The organism is Gaetbulibacter sp. NE (genome assembly GCF_025548475.1).
Taxonomy (GTDB): Bacteria; Bacteroidota; Bacteroidia; order Flavobacteriales; family Flavobacteriaceae; genus Gaetbulibacter_B; species Gaetbulibacter_B jejuensis.
On sequence record NZ_JAOQHY010000001.1, the window covers coordinates 255,257 to 269,762 of the forward strand.

Genomic DNA, 14,506 nt, shown 5'->3' on the forward strand with positions numbered 1-14,506 from the left:
AATTCAGTTCCTTTTCTTTTATCTAAAGTTTTCAATGTTTTATTTCAAACTCGCTAAACTTGCTTTTAAGGTTTCAATTTTTGCTAAAGCATCAGCTTCTTTTTTCTTTTCAGAAGCTACAACCTGCTCTGGTGCATTGTTTACAAAGCGCTCATTTGATAGTTTTTTCTGTACTGATTTTAAAAACCCTTCAGTATAGTTTAACTCTTCGGTTAGCTTATTAATTTCAGCTTCAACATCAATAGCTCCAGACATAGGTATAAAATACTCGTTAGATTTTACTCTAAAAGTCAAAGCTCCTTCAACAGCTTCAGTAACATAAGCGACTTCTTCTAAGTTTCCTAACTTTTTAATAACCTCATCAAATGTTGGTTGAATTTGCTCATTGTTTATAACCGAAAATGTAATAGCATCTTTAAACGCAATATTTTTATCTTTTCTTACAGAACGAATTCCTGAAACTACTTGTGATGCAAAATCAAACTCGGTAATTAAAGCTTCGTTTACTGGTTTTTGTTCAGGCCATTTTGCTACAATTAAAGCTTCTTCTGGTGAACGTTCTCCCATGGTTTGCCAAATTTCTTCAGTTATAAATGGCATAAATGGATGCATAATTTTTAAGTTCTCTTCAAAAATAGAGATTAACTTGTTATAGGTTACAGCATCTATTGGTTGACCATAAGCAGGTTTTACAATTTCTAATAACCAACCACAAAAATCATCAAAAATAAGTTTGTAAATACTCATTAAAGCATCGCTCAAACGGTATTTACTAAAATGATCTTCGATCTCAATTAACGCCTTTTGAAACTTGGCTTCATACCATTCTAAAGCTATTTTACTTGAATTTGGCTGCTCAATATCTTGAGATACTTCCCAAAGTGTTGTTAAGTAAAATGCACTCCATACTTTGTTACCAAACCCTTTTCCTTGTTGGCATAAGGCTTCGTCAAACAACAAGTCATTTCCTGCAGCAGAACTTAACAGCAACCCTACACGAACACCATCTGCCCCAAACTCTTCAATTAGCTTTAAAGCATCAGGAGAATTCCCTAAAGATTTACTCATTTTACGACGTTGCTTGTCGCGTACCAATCCTGTTAAGTATACATTTTCAAATGGTCTTTCATCAGTATATTCATAACCCGCTATAACCATACGAGCTACCCAAAAGAATAAAATATCAGGACCTGTTACCAAGTCGTTTGTTGGATAATAGTATTTAAACTCTTCGTTATCTGGGTTTCTAACACCATCAAACACACTCATTGGCCATAACCACGATGAAAACCAAGTATCTAGCGCATCTTGGTCTTGAGTTAAGTCTGAAACCTGAAGTTCGGAGTTTGAAGTTTTAGTCTTAGCTAACTCTAGTGCATCTTCTATGGTTTCAGCAACCACAAAGTCTTCTTTTCCATCTCCATAAAAATAGGCAGGAATTTGATGTCCCCAATATAACTGTCTAGAAATATTCCAATCACGAATATTCTCCATCCAATGACGATAGGTATTTTCAAATTTCTTTGGAAACAACTTAACATCTCCTGTTTCTAAAACAGCTTTTATTGCTGGTTTTACCAGTTCTTCCATTTTTAAAAACCATTGATCGCTTAATCGAGGTTCGATAACAGCTTTGGTTCTTTCGGAAGTTCCTACTTTATTGATGTGAGTTTCGGTTTTAATTAAAAATCCTTTCTCTTCTAGTTCTTTAGTGATTTCTTTTCTTACTACAAAACGATCTTTTCCTTCGTAATGCAACCCAAAACTATTAAGTGAAGCATCCTCATTAAAAATATCAACAACTTCTAAATTATGCTTATCACCAAGCATTTTATCATTCTCATCATGAGCTGGAGTAACTTTTAAACAACCTGTACCAAACTCAACATCCACATAATCATCTTCAATAATAGGAATCACACGATTACATAAAGGCACAATTGCCTTTTTTCCTTTTAAATGCGTAAAACGTTCGTCATTAGGATTAATACAAATTGCTGTGTCTCCAAAAATGGTTTCAGGACGCGTAGTAGCAATAGTTAACGTATCATCACTTCCTTCTATTTTATAATTTAAGTAGTAAAGATTTCCTTGTTTTTCTTCATAGATTACCTCTTCGTCTGAAAGTGTTGTTTTTGCTTCAGGATCCCAATTCACCATTCGGTAACCACGATAAATAAGTCCTTTGTTATATAAATCAACAAATACTTTTATCACAGCTTCACTCATGTCTTCGTCCATAGTGAATTTTGTTCGTTCCCAATCACAAGAGCAACCTAATTTTTTAAGTTGATCTAGTATTACACCTCCATATTCGTGAGTCCAATCCCAAGCGTGTTTTAAAAACTCGTCGCGAGTTAAATCGTTTTTATCTACACCTTGGTCTTTAAGTTTTGCTACAACTTTTGCTTCGGTAGCAATAGATGCATGGTCTGTTCCAGGAACCCAACATGCATTTTTACCTTGTAAACGCGCACGACGAATTAAAACATCTTGAATGGTATTATTCAACATATGTCCCATATGTAGTACTCCAGTGACATTAGGTGGTGGAATGACAATAGTATATGGTTCTCTACTGTCTGGTTTTGAATGAAAATAATTATGTTTCATCCAGTAATCATACCACTTGCTCTCTACATTTCGTGCATCATATTTTGATGGAATACTCATCTTTGGAATAGTTTTTGAATAATGATGTGCAAAAGTACTTATATTTCTTTTTTTTAGAAATTATTGAGCGAAATAATAGTGTTATTTGCTTTTAACTATGTTAATATTGCTGTAATACGTCTAATAAATTTTGCTTAACAATAAAAAGTAAGTAGCTTTGAAGTATCAATTTAAAATTAAAATGATGAAAAATTTAGTAGTAATTTTATTTGTAGGGCTTTTAAGCCTAGGAACTTTCGCTCAAGAGAAAGTTGCAAAAATTGAATTTAAAACAGATGTCATTGATTACGGAACCATTGAAAAAGGTTCAAATGGTGTTCGTGTGTTTGAATTTACAAACACTGGTAATGCGCCTTTAATAATTTCTAACGTAAAGTCTACTTGTGGTTGTACTGTACCAAAAAAACCTGAAGGTCCAATTATGCCTGGTGAAACTGGTGAAATTGAAGTAAAGTATGACACTAACAGAGTAAACCCAATTAGAAAAACTATTACAGTAACATCTAATGCTGAAACACCTACTGTAGCTCTTAAAATTAAAGGTCTAGTTGTTGACCCAAGTAAGACAAGTGTTTTAGAAAAGAAAGACAAGAGTGTTATGGAACAATAATACTTTGTTAAATAAAAAATTGAAGCCCTCTTTTGAGGGCTTTTTTAGTTATAATAGGCTTTCTAACCTAAAAGAGAATGTCTTTATAATTCCTTTTCGTTCAACCTCTAATTTAATCAGTTTTTTATCTTCTTCACAAAAATATAAAGTAGCTTCTTGTAATGTCATTTTATGAGTCCCTTTGTTGTTGATTGATAAAATAACATCTCCTATTTCAAGTCCTGCTCTCTCAGCAGGAGATCCTTCTCTTAACTCAACAATTGTATACGATGGTTTTAAACTGTAATGAAATGTTTGAGAAAAATCAACAATAATGTTATCTCTATTTTCTCTTCCATAACTATCTATATACTTTTTTTCACCTAATTCTTTTATGACCCTTACTCCATATTGCTCTAATACTATTCCGCTTTTATTATAAAAAAAAGGCTTTCTAAAGTTGCTGTTCTTTTTTAAAGTTACTTTTAAGTTTTTATAATCTACAACTATATTAAAGCGTTTCAATAAATCTCCTGAAATACTTCCATTTCGTTCCTCAAATTTTCGCGCATGACTTATAGAAGCAGAATCAGGATATGCAACGTTTACATTTTCTAGATGGAAATCACCTAAAGAAAATGAATTAACTCTTGAGCGTTTTCCATGTATATTACCACTCAAACCTTTACCTAAAAAATCATGAAAATATTTTTCATTAGGTGGTAATATTTGCTTTTCATGATCTTCAAATAACCATAAAGCATCACTACTCCCTGTATCAATTAATAATTTAACAGGAGTTTTAATTGTATCTATTTCAGCATATGCATCTATATAAGGTTTGTTCTTATTTAATATCATATCGAAAGATTCGCATTTCCTACAGTTTTTATACTTATACTCACTATGTTTAAATAGTTTTATAAATTTTGACCTATAGTTTATTTCTACAACAAAATCTTTGAAAATATCATACCCAATAATTCCATGAACATCTACACCTAATCTAGGTGTAAAATTAATTGAGTTATCAAAAACCACATAAATATCTTGATTTATATTAATGGCATCACCTACTTTTAAAAAGTTCTCTCTAGATCGTAACGCTTCAATTTCACCATCAGCACCTAATCCACGTAAGTAAATACGCTCTACATTATTAATCAGCAATGAGTCTGTTAAATTAAGAATGTTAAACAAGATAGGTTTACTAACTCCAGAATCTAGCAAAAACGAGAGTTCAACACCATTAACCTCTACTGGAAAAACTATTAGGTTATTAATAAGTTTAAAGTTAATTTTTGTGTAATCTTTATTGTTTGGCAGATTAAAATCATCTTGCGCACAAACCAAAGTACACATCAAAAAAAGCCCAATATTGACAAGTATCCTTTTAAGCATTTTAAATGATTGACTATATACAATTTACAAATCTTTGGAGTAAGATTTTTTTTTAGATGTGTTTTTTAAAAAAACTTTAAGATAATTTTCAGAACTTTGCGTTTTAAATCAAAAAAATGCCGACAATTTCTAAAAAAGGGCAATTAATGCCTGAATCTCCAATAAGAAAATTAGTGCCTTACGCTGAACAAGCTTATAAAGATGGTAAAACTGTTTATCATTTAAACATAGGACAACCAGATATTAAAACTCCTGAAGTGGCTCTAGATGCTGTAAAAGTGCATTCTTTAGACATACTTGCTTACACAAGATCTGAAGGATCTGAAGCCTACAGAAAAAAAATTGCTGAATATTACCATAAAAACAATATTAAAGTTGAATATGATGATATCATAGTTACTACTGGAGGAAGCGAAGCGTTGTTATTTGCTTTTGGTAGCATAATGGACTCTGACGATGAAATTATTATTCCTGAGCCTTTTTATGCAAATTACAATGGGTTTTCAACAGCTTCTGACATTAAGGTTGTTCCTGTAATTTCCAAAATTGAAGACAACTTTGCCTTACCTGCAATTGAAGAGTTTGAGAAGCTAATTACGCCTAAAACAAAAGCAATTCTTATTTGTAATCCAGGAAACCCAACAGGTTATTTATATTCTAAAGAGGAAATAAAGAAACTAGCTCAAATAGTAAAAAAGCACGATTTGTTTTTAATTGCAGATGAAGTTTACCGTGAGTTTGTTTACGATGGTAACGAGTTTTACTCCATTATGCAAGAAGAGAGTATTGCAGAAAATGCGATAATGATTGATTCTGTTTCAAAACGTTACAGCATGTGTGGCGCAAGAATTGGGTATTTGGTATCAAAAAACAAATCGTTTATTAAAACTGCTCTTAAATTTGCTCAGGCAAGACTTAGTCCGCCAACTTTAGCACAAATTGCTAGTGAAGCAGCTTTATCCACTCCTCAAAGCTATTTTGATGGTGTTATAAATGATTATGTATCTAGAAGAAATACGCTTATCTCTGAATTAGAAAAGATTGATGGTGTAAAAGTAGCTAAACCAAAAGGAGCATTTTATTGTATTGCTGAATTACCAGTAAAAAGTGCTGATAATTTTGCTAAGTGGTTGTTAGAAAAATTTGATATTGACAAAGAAACTGTAATGGTTGCTCCTGCTGCTGGATTTTATTCTACTCCTGGAGTTGGTTTAAACCAAATTAGAATAGCTTACGTACTTAATGAAAACAGCCTTATAAAAGCTGTTAATATTTTAAAAGAAGCACTAAAAGTTTACAAAGACTAAATCTTGATAGAGCAACAAAAATCTTTAAAAACCTATAACACATTTGGTATTGATGCTAAAGCAAAACACTTTACATCAGTAAACTCATTAGCTGAACTTACAAGTATTTTGGCTTCAAATGAGTATCCAGAAAAATTCATATTAGGTGGTGGTAGTAACATGCTACTTACTAAAGATATTGATGCGCTAGTAATTCATGTGAATCTTAAAGGAATTGAAATAATTTCTGAAGATGAAAACTATGCTATTGTTAAAGCTTATGCTGGCGAAAATTGGCACAAATTTGTATTGTGGTGTCTTGAGCATAATTTAGGTGGCGTTGAAAACCTATCTTTAATTCCTGGTAATATTGGAACTGCTCCAATTCAAAATATTGGCGCTTATGGTGTTGAATTAAAAGATGTTTTTGAAAGTTGTGAGGTAATGGAAATTACTACACAACACACAAAAACATTTAATAAACAAGATTGTAAGTTTGGGTATAGAGAGTCAATCTTCAAACAAGACGCTAAAGGAAAATACATTATTACAAGTGTTAACTTAAAACTTACTAAAAAAGAGCATAAGTTAAATACTGGTTATGGAGCTATTATTAGTCAACTCGAAGACATGAAAGTAAGCTATCCTACTATTCAAGATATTTCAAAAGCAGTTATTGCTATTCGCCAAAGCAAATTGCCTGATCCAAAAGAAATAGGTAATAGCGGAAGCTTCTTTAAAAATCCTGTAATTTCCTCTGATCATTTTAATGAATTACAAGCTAATTTTCCTGAAATACCAAGTTATACAGTTTCTGATAAATTAGTTAAAGTACCTGCTGGTTGGTTAATAGAAAAAGCTGGATTTAAAGGAAAAACCTTTGGAGATTATGGAGTTCATAAAAAACAAGCTTTAGTTTTGGTTAATTACGGTAACGCTAAAGGAAGTGACATTTTAAAACTCGCTAAATTAATTCAGCATACTATAAAACGAATATTTAATATTGATATCGAAACCGAAGTCAATATCATCTAATAAAAAAAGCCTCTAAATCAGAGGCTTTAACGTGCTATAGAATATTTTTTGAAAAAAGCTATTAATCAATTTCTTACTAAGAAAATAGTACTCTATAGTATTTAATTTGTAATCAATCTATCAACTGTGTAGTAATTTTAGTAATTTTACTACCTTTATTTATATACGTTTAAAAAGGTACTTTGGATTTTTTTAAGGTACATTTTTTTTAAATTAACACTAAATTTTAAAAAATTTTGAGCACGTCGATTGAGCAAACCATTGTTAATCTCCTTGAGAAAGGAGACAAAGCGGCAATTAATTTACTGTATGAAAATTATGCTGACAGTCTTTATGGTGTTATTTTAAAAGTAACCATAAACGAAGAAATAGCTCAAGATGCACTACAAGAAACCTTTGTAAAAGTTTGGAAAAACGCTAAAAAATACGACTCTAAAAAGGCTAAATTATTTACTTGGTTATACCGAATTGCAAGGAACACAGCAATAGATAAATTAAGAAGTTTTAATAATAGATTTGAAAAAGAAGTCCAAATCGACAAATCAAACGTATATATTCTACCAACAGCAACTTTAAATCAAGATGTTATCGATTTAAAAGAGCATGTTGCAAGACTAGACGAAAAGTATCAAATTATCTTGAAAGCCCTGTTTTTTGAGGGCATGACGCAACAAGAAGCTAGTGATGAATTAGATATTCCGTTAGGTACTGTAAAGTCTAGATTAAAAATTGGATTACGAGAATTAAAAAAGCTCTATGTCCATTAAAAAGTATTGAAATGGAAACAAAACTACATTCTTTTTTACAATCTGGTCTAATAGATAAGTACATATTAGGCACAGCAACTCCTTCTGAAATAACGGAAGTAGAACACTACATTTCTACTTATCCTGAAGCAGAAGAAAAGTACATGAAATTGCAAGACAACCTAGAAATTCTTGCTAAGGCTAATGCTGTTGAAGCTCCTATGTTTATTTTAGATTCAATTCATGAAGCCATTGACGAAAAACCTGTAATTTCTTTAGAACCAAAAAAGGTAAAGTCTAAAACGCCTTGGTACAAATACAGTATTGCTGCAAGTATTGCTGCATTTGTTTTTGCTGGAGCAGCTACAATGTTATACCTTCAAAATCAGTCTTTATTAAAAGAAAACCAAGTAGTTGTAGACGAGATTTTTGATTTAAGAAGCGACATAGAAAAAAACAACAGTAAGTTAGATGATGTTATGCGCCAGTTTATGGAACTTAACAATCCTGATACTGAAAAATATGTATTAAGAGGTAATGAAAGAGCTAAAGACCTTAAAACCGTTGCTTACATTAATGCAAAAGAAAAAACATCAATGATTGATGTGGTGTCTTTACCAAAATTACCTGAAAACCAAACCTATCAAATTTGGGCTGAGTTACAAGACAAGATGGTAAACCTTGGTATTTTGGACGTTGCTAATAGAAAATTAAAACAAATACCTTATATGGAAGATGCTTTAGGCTTAAGTATAACTATAGAGCCTAAAGGAAACCAAAACAGTGCTAGTGCAGAAAATGCCGTAGCAGAAATAGCTTTAAAAAACAACTAGTTAATTTCACATTAATAAAACTAAAAACCACCTGAATTCAGGTGGTTTTTTTATTCAATCATCTCTATAAAACTTATTCTTTTGAGAATAATGCTTTATGAATTAACCCAGCAACAATAGCACCAGCAATTGGAGCTAACCAAAACAACCATAACTGAGAGGTAAATTCTCCTCCAGCAAATAATGCTTGACTTGTAGACCTAGCAGGATTTACTGATGTATTAGAAATTGGAATACTTATTAAATGAATTAAAGTTAAAGCTAAACCAATAGCAATTCCTGCAAAACCTTCAGGTGCTTTCACATAGGTACTTCCTAAAATAATCAGTAAAAAGAACATTGTTAACACAAACTCGGTCATTAAAACAGAAGTCATACTAAACCCTCCAGGAGACAACTCTCCATAACCATTAGCAGCAAAACCTCCAATGTCTACAAAATCTGATTTTCCTGTTACAATAACATACAACACTCCTGCAGCAGCAATTGCACCAATTAATTGAGCTATAATGTAACCCAACACATCTTTAGCAGGAAACTTTCCTCCTGCCCATAACCCTAACGAAACTGCAGGATTAAAATGCGCTCCTGAAATATGACCAACAGCATAAGCCATTGTTAGCACTGTTAAACCAAAAGCCAATGCTACTCCAACAAACCCAATACCTAAATCAGGATAAGCAGCTGCAAAAATTGCACTTCCGCAACCACCAAATACAAGCCAAAAAGTTCCGAAGAACTCTGCGAATAATTTTTTCATGATTAAAAAATTTTATTAGTTAGATAAATAAATGTAATTCTATTTATGCTTACGACACTTATTTTGTTAATAAGTCACAAAATGAGCACTTTACAATCCGTTAAAAGCTTATTAAAACCCTTTCATCATTCTATATTAAAATAGTATCTTTGTAAAAATTTTTACAATGAAACTCTTACTTATTACATTAATTCTTTTAGGCTTAGGAATTGCTGGAATTGCTATAAAACTTTGGGCAAAAAAAGATGGGGAATTTGCTGGTACTTGCGCTAGTCAAAACCCTATGCTAAACAAAAGTGGAGAAGCTTGTGGTTTTTGCGGAAAAACTCCAGATCAGTTCAAGAATTGTAATGAACCTCAACACTCATAAACCTTAATGCTTATACTAGAAATACTGTTCTATATATTTATATTAGTTACAGCTATTCAAGCATTTTTTTATATTATTTTATTTGGAAGGTTTTCGTTCTCAAAACCTCACGAACAGAAACCAAAGAATAGTCCTATTTCAGTCATTATTTGTGCCAAAAATGAGGCTGAAAACCTAAAGGAATTCCTTCCATCTATTCTAAATCAAGACTATCCCAACTTTGAAGTTGTACTCATAAACGACAGTTCAAAAGACGATACTTTAGAAGTGATGGAACACTTCAAAAGTCAATTTAACACTATTAAAATTGTAAATGTAAAAAACATTGAAGCCTTTTGGGGAAACAAAAAATATGCGCTTACATTAGGTATTAAAGCTGCAAAAAACAACTTTTTGTTATTTACTGATGCCGATTGCAAGCCTGCATCAAAGCATTGGATTAGCGAAATGAGTAGTCATTTTTCAAATACAAAATCTATTGTAATTGGCTATGGTGCTTACCAGAAAATTAAAGGCTCGTTTTTAAATAAGCTAATACGATTTGAAACTCTTTTAACCGCAACTCAATACCTTTCTTACACAAAAATAGGGTTGCCTTACATGGCTGTTGGTAGAAACTTAGCTTACAGAAGCGAAACCTTTTATGAAGCCAGAGGTTTTATGAACCATATTGATTTAAACTCTGGTGATGACGATTTATTTGTAAACGAAATTGGAAATTCAAAAAACACTACAATTTGTGTATCAAAAAGCAGTTTTACCATTTCCAAACCTAAAACAACCTTTAAAGATTGGATTCTTCAAAAAAGAAGACATATAAGTACTGCTAATCGTTATAAAACAAAACACAAAGTTTTATTGACACTGTTTTACTGTTCACAATTCTTGTTTTGGATTTTAGCAATTGCACTCTTAAGCTTTATGTTTAAATGGCAAATAGTAGTGTCGTTAATTACTTTTAGGCTTATCTTTTTTTACGCTATAATGGGTAGTAACGCCAAAAAGCTAGACGAAAAAGATTTACTCCCTCTACTCCCTATTCTAGAATTGTTTTTAATTGTTGTACAATTCTTTATATTTATAAAAAATCTGAAATCAAAACCTAACCATTGGAAGTAAAAGAAGCCATTGAAAAAGCTAAGCTAAATGACCAAATGGCGTTTAACTTTTTATTGGATAAATTTTGGAATGACGTTTATGGTTTTCAATTAAAAAGAACCGAAAACGAAAATGACGCTGAGGACATTAGCATTCAAACATTCTCAAAAGCTTTTGATAAAATTCACACTTATGATGATAAGTATGTTTTTAAAACTTGGTTAATTACCATTTCAAAAAACATTCATATAGATTTAATTCGAAAACGAAAATCATCAATTTCAAACACTGTAAATAGCGATGTTGAAAACGAATATTATGGTATTATTGATGAGTCTCCTTCTCCTGAAGATAAATTAATTACCGAACAAAATTTAGCAAAGCTACTTCGCGACATAAAAAAACTAAAGCCTCATTACCAAGAAGTTATTAACCTTAGGTATTTTCAAGAGTTGAGTTACAAAGAAATTTCTGAACAACTTAAGGAACCAATTAATAATGTTAAAGTAAAACTCTTAAGAGCAAAAAAGTTATTAGCTGAAATTATTACTAAAAAGTAATGCGATTTAATTTAAAAACCCTAGGTCCTGGTTTATTGTTTGCTGGAGCAGCAATAGGTGTTTCTCATTTGGTACAATCCACAAGAGCTGGAGCCGATTTTGGTTTTGGGTTAGTTTGGGCTTTATTAATTGTTCATTTGTTTAAATATCCTTTTTTTCAGTTTGGACCTCGTTATGCAATGGCTACAGGTGAAAGCCTTTTAGACGGTTACAAAAAACTAGGCAAAGGTGTTCTCATCATCTATTTCTTACTCACCTTTGCAACAATGTTTACCATTCAAGCTGCTGTAACTATTGTAACTGCTGGTTTAGCTTCTACGCTTTTTGGAGATTTTATTACTGTTGAAGTATGGAGTATTATCATTTTAGTTATCTGCTTAGGCATTTTAATAAAAGGTCGTTATAACTTTCTGGATAAATTAATGAAGATTATAGTTATAACTCTCACCATAAGCACCATTATGGCTGTTATAATTGCATTAATAAACAATGAACACAGCGTTTCCTTCTCTCAGGTTTTACCAAAAGGCAGCATTGAAGTTGGCTTTTTAATTGCATTTATGGGTTGGATGCCTGCGCCTTTAGACATTTCAATATGGCATTCGCTTTGGGCAATAGAAAAACAAAAAGAAACTAAAGACCTTACTGTAAAATCATCACTTACAGATTTTAATGTTGGTTACGCTGCTGCCATTATTATTGGTTTAGGTTTTATAGCATTAGGAGCTTTGGTAATGTTTCAATCTGGTGAAACCTTTAGCAGTAAATCCTATGTTTTTTGTAATCAATTGGTAAAATTATACACGCAAAACCTTGGTAATTGGTCTTATATCATTATTGCAATTGCAGCTTTTACCACCATGTTCAGTACAACTTTAACTACATTAGATGCTTCACCAAGAGCAATGAACAGGACGTCTCAGCTATTGTTTAAAAACTCATTAAAAAAAGGTTATTTATTTTGGATTTTACTATTAACAACAGGGACTATTTGCATCTTTTTTCTGCTAGCTTCAGAAATGGTTTTACTTGTTAAAGTAGCAACAATATTATCTTTTTTAACAGCGCCTTTTTACGCTATTATAAACTATAAACTCATTAGCAGCAAAAATACACCAAAAGAGTGGAGACCATCTATTACAATGCATATTTTAAGCTGGTTAGGAATTCTATTTTTATTTGCATTCAGCATTTGGTATCTCACTACATTATAACATCATTTTAAGATTATACTTTGTATCTTTGCATCTGCAATTGATAATAAATGAATACAGAAACTGCTACAAATACTTCAACTGAAAGACAACCAAAACCAAAATGGCTTCGTGTAAAGTTACCTACAGGCAAAAAATATACTGAACTAAGAGGTCTTGTTGACAAGTACAAATTAAATACAATTTGCACCTCAGGAAGTTGCCCTAACATGGGTGAATGTTGGGGAGAAGGAACTGCAACTTTTATGATTCTTGGTAACATTTGCACACGTTCATGCGGATTTTGCGGTGTTAAAACTGGACGACCAGAAACACTTGATTGGGACGAACCTGAAAAAGTAGCACGTTCCATAAAAATAATGAATATTAAACATGCTGTATTGACTAGTGTTGATAGAGATGATATAAAAGATATGGGAAGCATTATGTGGGCTGAAACTGTAAAAGCAGTCCGTAGAATGAACCCTAATACCACAATGGAAACACTTATTCCTGATTTTCAAGGTATTGAACAACATATTGACAGAATTATAGATGTAGCACCTGAAGTTGTTTCGCACAATATTGAAACTGTGAGACGCTTAACAAGAGAAGTTCGTATTCAAGCAAAATACGATAGAAGCTTAGGTGTTTTAAAATATTTAAAAGCTCAAGGACAACGCAGAACAAAGTCTGGTATTATGCTAGGACTTGGTGAAACCAGAGAAGAAGTTATTGAGACGCTTCATGACCTAAAAGAAAATGATGTTGATGTAGTAACAATAGGTCAATACTTACAACCAAGCAAAAAACACTTACCTGTTAAGCAATTTATTACTCCTGACCAATTTAAAGAATACGAAGAAATAGGACTTGGTTTAGGTTTCCGTCATGTAGAAAGTAGCGCTTTAGTTAGATCGTCTTACAAAGCGCAAAAACACATCAACTAAAATGACAAGGGTTGCTATTAATGGCTTTGGAAGAATAGGCAGACGTGTTTTTAGGCTTATTCAAAACTACAAAAACATTGAAGTTGTCGCTATCAATGATCTTGCTGATACTAAAACGCTAAGCCACTTACTTAAGTACGATAGTATTCACGGTATTTTCAACAAAGAAATTTCTCATGATGAAAATAACATCATCGTTGATGACAAAACCATTCCTTTACTAAATAAAAACAATCCTAAAGATATTGATTGGAGTCCTTACAATGTCAATTTTGTAATTGAAGCTACAGGAAAATTTAAGGATAAAAACACCCTCGAATATCATATTAAAAATGGAGCAGAACGTGTAATTCTTTCAGTTCCACCAAATGAAGATGACATAAAAACTGTAGTTTTAGGTGTTAATGATAGCATTGTTGATCAGCAAGAAGTTATACTTTCCAACGCTTCATGCACCACAAATAATGCTGCTCCAATGATTCAAATTATTAATGAACTTTGTGGTATCAATCAAGCTTACATTACTACTGTACATTCTTACACAACCGATCAAAGTTTACACGACCAACCTCATAGAGACCTACGAAGAGCAAGAGCTGCAGGACAGTCAATAGTACCAACAACTACAGGTGCTGCAAAAGCTTTAACCAAAATTTTCCCTGATTTGGCCAATGTTATTGGAGGTTGTGGTATTAGAGTTCCTGTTGCAAATGGTTCTTTAACCGATATTACCTTCAATGTTAAAAAAAGTACTTCAATAGAAGCTGTAAACGCTGCTTTCAAATCTGCTTCTGAAACCTACTTAAAAGGTATTTTGGAGTACACTGAAGACCCTATTGTATCCATTGATATTGTAGGAAATACGCATTCATGCATCTTCGATTCTCAAATGACTTCAGTAATTGGAAATATGGTTAAAATTATTGGCTGGTACGACAATGAAACTGGTTATTCTTCAAGAATTTTAGATTTAATTTGCAATTTATCGGATAAATCATAACTTTTATCGAAT

At 32.1% G+C, this 14,506-nt stretch carries 14 protein-coding genes; 11 read left to right on the top strand and 3 right to left on the bottom strand.

Annotation, left to right across the window (positions count from 1 at the left end; translation table 11 throughout):
- Nucleotides 1-39 precede the first annotated feature (39 nt).
- Nucleotides 40-2,673: a valine--tRNA ligase gene (locus tag OD803_RS01265; protein ID WP_262732072.1), complete on the bottom strand. Its 2,634-nt coding sequence runs from the start codon at nucleotides 2,671-2,673 to the stop codon at nucleotides 40-42.
- A gap of 184 nt (nucleotides 2,674-2,857) precedes the next feature.
- Between OD803_RS01265 and OD803_RS01270 the strand changes: the two genes are divergently transcribed.
- Complete coding sequence (locus OD803_RS01270) at nucleotides 2,858-3,283, top strand: DUF1573 domain-containing protein (protein ID WP_129759215.1); 426 nt, start codon at nucleotides 2,858-2,860, stop codon at nucleotides 3,281-3,283.
- A 48-nt stretch (nucleotides 3,284-3,331) separates the two neighbouring features.
- On the opposite strand, the gene OD803_RS01275 is transcribed toward OD803_RS01270, so the two are convergent.
- Nucleotides 3,332-4,663, bottom strand: coding sequence for an aspartyl protease family protein (locus tag OD803_RS01275; RefSeq protein ID WP_262732073.1), 1,332 nt, complete (start codon nucleotides 4,661-4,663; stop codon nucleotides 3,332-3,334).
- A gap of 116 nt (nucleotides 4,664-4,779) precedes the next feature.
- Between OD803_RS01275 and OD803_RS01280 the strand changes: the two genes are divergently transcribed.
- From OD803_RS01280 to OD803_RS01295, 4 genes are all read left to right on the top strand, one after another.
- Complete coding sequence (locus tag OD803_RS01280; protein ID WP_262732074.1) at nucleotides 4,780-5,970, top strand: pyridoxal phosphate-dependent aminotransferase; 1,191 nt, start codon at nucleotides 4,780-4,782, stop codon at nucleotides 5,968-5,970.
- A complete protein-coding gene (gene murB, locus OD803_RS01285) occupies nucleotides 5,971-6,984 on the top strand; it encodes a UDP-N-acetylmuramate dehydrogenase (protein ID WP_262732519.1) in 1,014 nt (337 codons plus the stop codon).
- Nucleotides 6,985-7,220: 236 nt separating this feature from the next.
- Nucleotides 7,221-7,751 carry an RNA polymerase sigma factor gene (locus tag OD803_RS01290; RefSeq protein WP_129759218.1) on the top strand — a complete coding sequence of 177 codons (531 nt, stop codon included), beginning with the start codon at nucleotides 7,221-7,223 and terminating at the stop codon, nucleotides 7,749-7,751.
- 11 nt (nucleotides 7,752-7,762) lie between these two features.
- On the top strand, nucleotides 7,763-8,563 hold the full coding sequence (locus tag OD803_RS01295; RefSeq protein ID WP_262732075.1) for an anti-sigma factor: 801 nt from the start codon (nucleotides 7,763-7,765) through the stop codon (nucleotides 8,561-8,563).
- 73 nt (nucleotides 8,564-8,636) lie between these two features.
- Here OD803_RS01295 and aqpZ read toward each other — a convergent pair whose 3' ends face one another.
- The gene (gene aqpZ / locus OD803_RS01300; protein WP_262732076.1) at nucleotides 8,637-9,323 is read right to left on the bottom strand and encodes an aquaporin Z; all 687 of its coding nucleotides are present in this window, start codon (nucleotides 9,321-9,323) and stop codon (nucleotides 8,637-8,639) included.
- Between the two features lie 166 nt (nucleotides 9,324-9,489).
- Between aqpZ and OD803_RS01305 the strand changes: the two genes are divergently transcribed.
- Genes OD803_RS01305 through gap form a run of 6 tightly spaced genes read left to right on the top strand, consistent with a single transcriptional unit; the run spans nucleotide 9,490 to nucleotide 14,494 of the window.
- A complete protein-coding gene (locus OD803_RS01305; protein ID WP_131505914.1) occupies nucleotides 9,490-9,693 on the top strand; it encodes a membrane or secreted protein in 204 nt (67 codons plus the stop codon).
- Between the two features lie 6 nt (nucleotides 9,694-9,699).
- Nucleotides 9,700-10,812 carry a glycosyltransferase gene (locus OD803_RS01310; RefSeq protein ID WP_262732077.1) on the top strand — a complete coding sequence of 371 codons (1,113 nt, stop codon included), beginning with the start codon at nucleotides 9,700-9,702 and terminating at the stop codon, nucleotides 10,810-10,812.
- Entirely contained in the window at nucleotides 10,803-11,351 is a 549-nt protein-coding gene (locus OD803_RS01315) for an RNA polymerase sigma factor (RefSeq protein ID WP_262732078.1), read from the top strand. The genes OD803_RS01310 and OD803_RS01315 overlap by 10 nt, the downstream gene beginning before the upstream one ends.
- Complete coding sequence (locus OD803_RS01320) at nucleotides 11,351-12,565, top strand: Nramp family divalent metal transporter (protein ID WP_262732079.1); 1,215 nt, start codon at nucleotides 11,351-11,353, stop codon at nucleotides 12,563-12,565. Before OD803_RS01315 ends, OD803_RS01320 begins: the two co-directional genes overlap by 1 nt.
- Before the next feature lie 50 nt (nucleotides 12,566-12,615).
- Nucleotides 12,616-13,494: a lipoyl synthase gene (gene lipA / locus OD803_RS01325; protein WP_129759223.1), complete on the top strand. Its 879-nt coding sequence runs from the start codon at nucleotides 12,616-12,618 to the stop codon at nucleotides 13,492-13,494.
- Between the two features lies 1 nt (nucleotide 13,495).
- Nucleotides 13,496-14,494, top strand: a complete 999-nt coding sequence (gene gap / locus OD803_RS01330; RefSeq protein ID WP_262732080.1) for a type I glyceraldehyde-3-phosphate dehydrogenase — start codon at nucleotides 13,496-13,498, stop codon at nucleotides 14,492-14,494.
- The last annotated feature ends 12 nt before the right edge of the window (nucleotides 14,495-14,506 follow it).

Coding starts and splice junctions, on each gene's coding strand:
- OD803_RS01265 (WP_262732072.1), bottom strand. CDS start 2,673: ATGAGTATTCCATCAAAATATGATGCACGAAATGTAGAGAGCAAGTGG.
- OD803_RS01270 (WP_129759215.1), top strand. CDS start 2,858: ATGAAAAATTTAGTAGTAATTTTATTTGTAGGGCTTTTAAGCCTAGGA.
- OD803_RS01275 (WP_262732073.1), bottom strand. CDS start 4,663: ATGCTTAAAAGGATACTTGTCAATATTGGGCTTTTTTTGATGTGTACT.
- OD803_RS01280 (WP_262732074.1), top strand. CDS start 4,780: ATGCCGACAATTTCTAAAAAAGGGCAATTAATGCCTGAATCTCCAATA.
- OD803_RS01295 (WP_262732075.1), top strand. CDS start 7,763: ATGGAAACAAAACTACATTCTTTTTTACAATCTGGTCTAATAGATAAG.
- aqpZ (WP_262732076.1), bottom strand. CDS start 9,323: ATGAAAAAATTATTCGCAGAGTTCTTCGGAACTTTTTGGCTTGTATTT.
- OD803_RS01305 (WP_131505914.1), top strand. CDS start 9,490: ATGAAACTCTTACTTATTACATTAATTCTTTTAGGCTTAGGAATTGCT.
- OD803_RS01310 (WP_262732077.1), top strand. CDS start 9,700: ATGCTTATACTAGAAATACTGTTCTATATATTTATATTAGTTACAGCT.
- OD803_RS01320 (WP_262732079.1), top strand. CDS start 11,351: ATGCGATTTAATTTAAAAACCCTAGGTCCTGGTTTATTGTTTGCTGGA.
- lipA (WP_129759223.1), top strand. CDS start 12,616: ATGAATACAGAAACTGCTACAAATACTTCAACTGAAAGACAACCAAAA.
- gap (WP_262732080.1), top strand. CDS start 13,496: ATGACAAGGGTTGCTATTAATGGCTTTGGAAGAATAGGCAGACGTGTT.